This is a genomic window from Nocardioides sp. P5_C9_2 (assembly GCF_054049555.1).
In genome coordinates this window covers 1-4,187 of sequence record NZ_JBFUMD010000353.1, presented here as the reverse complement: position 1 = coordinate 4,187, position 4,187 = coordinate 1, and the positions used below count along the sequence as shown (strand labels likewise).

The window sequence follows — 4,187 nt, the reverse complement described above, 5'->3', positions numbered from 1 at the left end:
CACCACGCCCAGTCCGATGACTGACCAGAGAACCCACGGGCCTTGGGCGCCGCTCATGGCCCACACCGACACGAGAGCTGCAGACAGGGTGACGCTGACCTCGAGGTGCCCTTGCACACGAGAACGCGGCGTGTTGGCCCTGCCGCGCAGGTGCTGTAGCCACAGGAGCGGAAGCAGGACCGCCGCGCACCCGAGGATCACCCAGATCGGCCAGAAGTAGCCGCCCCCGGCGACAGCCCAGCTGGCCGTGCAGGTCACCACGATGATGGCACTGAGTGCGGTCAGGAATGCCAGGTGCGAGGCGATGGGCCTGGCCGCCTCGCCCCCGCGCGGGGTGGACCCCCTCATGCGGTGTCCTCCCCTCCACGAGCTTCGACAGCGGCATTCTTCCAGCCGGGCATCTTCCAGCCGCGCTCACCCAGGAGGGCGACGACAGCCGGCAGGGCCACGCCTCGCACCAGTGTCGCGTCGATCAGCACCGCCGCTGCGAGGCCGACGCCCAGCTGCTTGAACATGATCACGTCGAGCGTCGCGAAGATGGAGAACACGGCGACCATGACGACGGCAGCGCTGGTGATGGTTCCTGCAGTGGCACCGACGCCCTCCGCGGCGGCGGCGCGGGGACTTCGTCCCTCGAGCCGTGCTTCCCGGATGCGCTCGAGCACCAGCACCGTGTAGTCCATCGAGAGGCCGAACAGCACCACGAACATGAACAGCGGCAGCCAGTTGATGATGTACCCAGAGGAGTGGAAGCCGAGCAGGGTCTCGGCCCACCTGTGCTGGAAGACCGAGGTCAGGACACCGTAGGCCGCACCGATCGAGAGCAGGTTGAGGCCCATCACAGCAACCGCCAGCAGCGGTGATCGGAACGTCAACAGCAAGAGCAGGAACCCGAGAAGCAGCACGAACCCGATGACCCGCGGGGTGGCCACGCTCATGCGGTGGGAGTAGTCCATCGTCGAGGCGGCGCTGCCCGTGACCAGCGCTGGCGAGCTGACGCCGTCGATGCCGGTCGCGGTGGGTGCCACGTCGTCCCGGAGCCGCTGGATGGTGTTGCTCGCCTCGTCCAGGCCCTGGTCCGGCATGGGTACGTTGACGCGGGCGACGTCGCCGTTCGAGGACACCGTGATGGCGACGGGCCCCTGTCCGCCGGTGACGTCGGTCGCCTGCTGTCCGACTGCGGTGAGGTCTGCCTGTGCCTTCTGGGTGTCGAGGTCGTGTCCGGTGACGACCAGCTGGGTGTCGGAGGGCGCGCCCGGGAAGGACTTCTCGATGCCGTTGAGTGCCCGGACCACCGGAAGGTCCTGGGGAAGGTCGGCGACCTGTAGGTCACCGGTGTGCATCGAGACCATCGGGATGGTCAGCGCGCCGAGTACGGCGACCGCAGCCACCACGAAGGCGAGTGGACGGTTCGTCACCACACGCGCCAGCCGCGCCCATACGCCGACCGACCGTCCTGCAGCACGCTCCTCGCGGCGGGCGCGAGCCGTGGCACGGCGGCGGTAGCCGGGGATGCGGCCGCGGTCGACACGGTCACCGAGGAGGGCGAGCATCGCCGGCAGCACCGTGAGCGAACCGAGCACCGCGATCGCGACGACCGTGATGGTGCCCAGGCCGATCGAGACGAGGTCGCCGGCGCCTGCGATCAGCAGGCCCGCCAGTGAGATCATCACGGTGAGGCCCGAGATGAGGATCGCCCGGCCCACGGCAGCGGCCGAGGCGATCAACGCGGACTCGGGCATCGCCCGACCGGCAGCTCGTGCCGGACCACGTCCCCGTCGGCTCTCCTCACGCTCGCGGCGCACGTAGAACAGGGAGTAGTCGACGCCGACGGCGAGACCGATGAGGACGACGACGGCCGAGGTCGACTCGCTGTTGGGTGCGACGTGCGAGACCGGGCCCAGCGCACCGATGGCCGCCGCGACAGAGGTGATGCCCAGCACCAGCGGCACGCTGGCGGCCACGAGCGCACCGAAGGCGAGCACCAGGATGAGCAAGGTGATGGGCAAGGAGATCAGCTCGGCGCGGTGAAGGCCCGTCCCGATGAGGTCGTTGATCGCCTTCGTCTCGGTCCCGTCACCGACCTCTTGCAGCTGGGTGCCTGGGTGGTCGGCAGCGACCTGCTTGTCGAGGTCGAGCAGCGGTTCGACATGGTCGGCGGCATCGTCGGGATTCCCGCTCAGCTGGACCTGCACGAGGAGTGTTCGGCCACCATCGGCGACCAGGTCCTTGGACTGCGCGRGACCGGTCACCGACGCGACACCGGGCAGCTCGGCCGCCAGCGTGGTCAGGTCCGCGGCCGCGGCCCTCGCCTTCGTCGCTGACGGCGCGGTGATCAGGATGTTCTCCGAGGCGGGGTCGCGAAGCCCTGCCCGCTGCAGGAGGGCGTCGGCCTGGGCCGACTCACCGACCCCCGACTGCACCTCGGTCAGGTTCTGGGTGCCGACCAGGGCACCGGAGGCCAGGCAGGCCACCACGAACAGCAGCCATGCGGCGATGATCTTCTTCGGATGACGTTGCGCGACGAGCGCACTGCCCCGAACCAGGCGGACGAGGACACCGTGATCTGCCGCCGCTGGGCGAGCACCACCGCGCGTGCGAACGAGTGAGATGGTCATGTCTCGATCGTCGAGGAGCGGCACCTGCAGAGCACTGGAGCCCGCTGGTGTCTGAGTCGGTGAGCACCCCAGAGCTTGTCGTGGGGTTGTCCCCACCACCCGGGCGGCGGCGGTTGCGCGAAAAGGAAGAGGCCCTCACAGTGACTGTGAGGGCCTCTTCCGATTTGTAGCGGGGGCAGGATTTGAACCTGCGACCTCTGGGTTATGAGGTCTCATCAGCCGTGTTTCAGGGTGTTACCTGAGCCCCGAACGTAACACGTTTCCGCAGGTCAGGCTCTATTTCGATGTCTCGGGGTGTGCCAGCGTGTTTCATGAGTAACCCCTGCGAAATCAGTCAGGGGATCAGTCAGGGCATATGGCACGACCGAAGCACGGTAAGCGGCCACGACCCTCAGAACGATGCTTGACGCTCATAGCCCGCCTGCCCCTACCGGAGCAGTCGAGTCCGACCGGCGTTCCTGTGTGCCGGACCCGCAGACACCAATCGCTCGACAGCGAGGCTTGGCGGCGGCCTTCGCCGCACCATCGAAGCGCAGGCTGGAGCGGGGTGACCCTGTGCGGCGTACCGCCCTGTCACAGGTGCTCGCCGACGGCGTGGGTCGTGGTGACGTGGCCATGGGCGCCCCCGGCCAGTGCCGCCTAGACGTCCCTGCGCTGTCCGCGACCGACCTCAAGTCGCCTGATGTGCTGATGTGACCGGTGCCCCACGTGGACTGCCAGCCGGAGTCGTTGCGGTCTGGGTAGTCGTAGTTGGTGGTTTTGGGACGGTTTAGGCCGTTTTCCGACATCCTCTTCTAGCGGTTCGTGCACGGTGCGCGACCGCTGAGCATCCTCGGAGTTGGTAACAGTGGCGCAGCACGGCGAGATTCAGGCAGCGTTGAAGTCGTGGCGCGATGGACTAGTGGGCCTCACTAGACTGAGCGCTCTCATCAAGTTTCGCGCGCCGAAGTCCTCGTCGCTGCTGATCGATACCCCGGACCCAGATGAGGTGCTCACTCGACTGCAGTCCAGTAAGTCGCAGGCATTCCGGGGTGACGTGAACCTGGGCGACCCAGATGCGCCCAAACCGCTGCCACCGGGCACGTTCCTGCACTCTCCGCGACCGGACAGCGAGGTCGGTCCGGTCGTGCGCAACCTGATGCGTCGAGGCGCAGCGGAGTTTCTCGACCGAGGTCTGCTGGTGCTGTATGTCGCCTTCGGCATGCTTGATTGGTCCGATGTCGATGGGACCGCGATGGTCTCCCCGCTCTTGCTGGTGCCAGTGGAGTTGTTGCCCGAAGGCCCGAAGGGCACCCCTCGCGTCACCAAGGGGGAGGATGACCCGGTATTGAACCCGGCGCTCGCGTTGCGGTTGAAGGAGTTCGGCATCGACTTGCCGACGGCCGAGGACATCGATGGTCTGACGGTTTCCGAAACTCTGGCAGCGATTCGTTCGGCGCTCGAGAAGAACAAGTCCTTCACGGGTTGGACGCTCCGTGAGACGACTTACCTGTCGATGTTCTCTTTCGCGAAGGAGGCCATGTTCAAGGATCTTCTCGACAACGAGGCGAAGATCCTCGAGCACCCCAT

The 4,187-nt window shown here is 66.9% G+C and carries 3 protein-coding genes; 1 reads left to right on the top strand and 2 read right to left on the bottom strand.

Annotated features, from left to right (window positions below):
* The coding region (locus ACXJKL_RS15860; protein ID WP_457207996.1) for a hypothetical protein at positions 1-348 on the bottom strand (348 nt) is incomplete at its 3' end.
* A complete protein-coding gene (locus tag ACXJKL_RS15855; protein WP_457207995.1) occupies positions 345-2,618 on the bottom strand; it encodes an MMPL family transporter in 2,274 nt (757 codons plus the stop codon). The genes ACXJKL_RS15855 and ACXJKL_RS15860, both read right to left, overlap by 4 nt.
* A gap of 847 nt (positions 2,619-3,465) precedes the next feature.
* On the opposite strand from ACXJKL_RS15855, the gene ACXJKL_RS15850 reads away from it, so the two are divergent.
* Positions 3,466-4,187 (top strand): DUF4011 domain-containing protein (locus ACXJKL_RS15850; protein ID WP_457207994.1); only part of this gene is annotated, 722 nt, incomplete at its 3' end.